This window comes from Xanthobacter sp. BG11Y11_SDJG (assembly GCF_057364445.1).
Window position 1 is genome coordinate 1 of the sequence record NZ_JBNFNU010000694.1, and the last position, 1,219, is coordinate 1,219.

Sequence of the window (1,219 nt, forward strand, 5' to 3'; positions counted from 1 at the left end):
GGCCGCGGCGCGGGATCGGCGCGAGGCAGCGAGAGCGCTGCCGGCGAGGCGGAGGGCGGCCCGGCTCTGCCTTCCCGAATCCGGGCCGGTGTTCCGGCAGCGCGGTTGCCGCATGCGCCCCGCCATCAGACCCGGTGTCCTTTCCTCGACGGCGGGGCGCGCCGGTGGCACCCCGCGAATCACCCGACGACTGTACCGGAGCCCCTGCCGGCGTTGAAGGGGCGGACGACGCCCCATCCCGGCGTGTCGCGCGCGCGGGCCGCCGGGGGCTGCCAAAGCGGGCCTGCAGTCATCGCCCTGTCGCCCCGCGCGGTTCCATTTGGGGCTCGCTGTGCCATAGTCGGCGGCGAATTCGGTGCAAACGGCGGTTCGGCGGTTCAGGGTGCAGGTCGCCTCGACCTGTGAAAGCCGCATTCCAGGAAAAGCGGGGCAGGCCCATGGCGCGCGTGGTGGATCCATTCCTGAAGGTGTCGTCCCCCCGCATCTTCCTCATCCGGATCATCGTCTTCCTGCTGCTGTGCGCGGCGCTGGCGGCGGTGCTGCACCGGCAGATCATCGAAGCCTTCATGAACAATCCCGGCCTCAACGGGGTGATCTTCGGCGTGCTCGCGGTGGGCATCATCCTCGCCATCCGGCAGGTGGCGCGGCTGTTTCCGGAGGTCGACTGGGTGAACTCCTTCCGCCTCGCCGATCCGGGCCTTGCGGTCTCGCGACCGCCGACGCTGCTTGCCCCCATGGCCTCGCTGCTCGGCGACCGCATCGGCCGCATGGCGATCTCGCAGTCCACCATGCGCTCGATCCTCGATTCCATCGGCACCCGCCTCGACGAGAGCCGGGAGCTGGCGCGCTACCTGACCGGCCTGCTGGTGTTCCTCGGCCTGCTCGGCACCTTCTGGGGGCTCCTGGAGACCGTCTCGTCCATCAGCGCGGTGATCGGCGCGCTCCAGGTGGGGCCGGATTCCGGCTCGGTGTTCGAGGACCTGAAGACTGGGCTCGCCGCGCCGCTGGGCGGCATGGGCATCGCCTTCTCGTCCTCGCTGTTCGGCCTGTCCGGCTCGCTGGTGCTGGGCTTCCTGGACCTTCAGGCAGGCCAGGCGCAGAACCGCTTCTATACCGACCTCGAGGACTGGCTCTCCACCACCGTGCGCGAGTCTCGACAGGGGCCGGTGCCCGCCCGCGAGGCGGCCCGCGCGCCTGAGGCGTCTGCCGCCCGCGGCCG

General features: G+C 71.1%; 1 protein-coding gene. It reads left to right on the forward strand.

The window, feature by feature from the left end; genetic code table 11:
- Window positions 1-437: 437 nt before the first annotated feature.
- A partial coding sequence (locus tag AC2W7M_RS25825) for a flagellar motor protein MotA (protein ID WP_486135987.1) occupies window positions 438-1,219 on the forward strand: 782 nt, incomplete at its 3' end.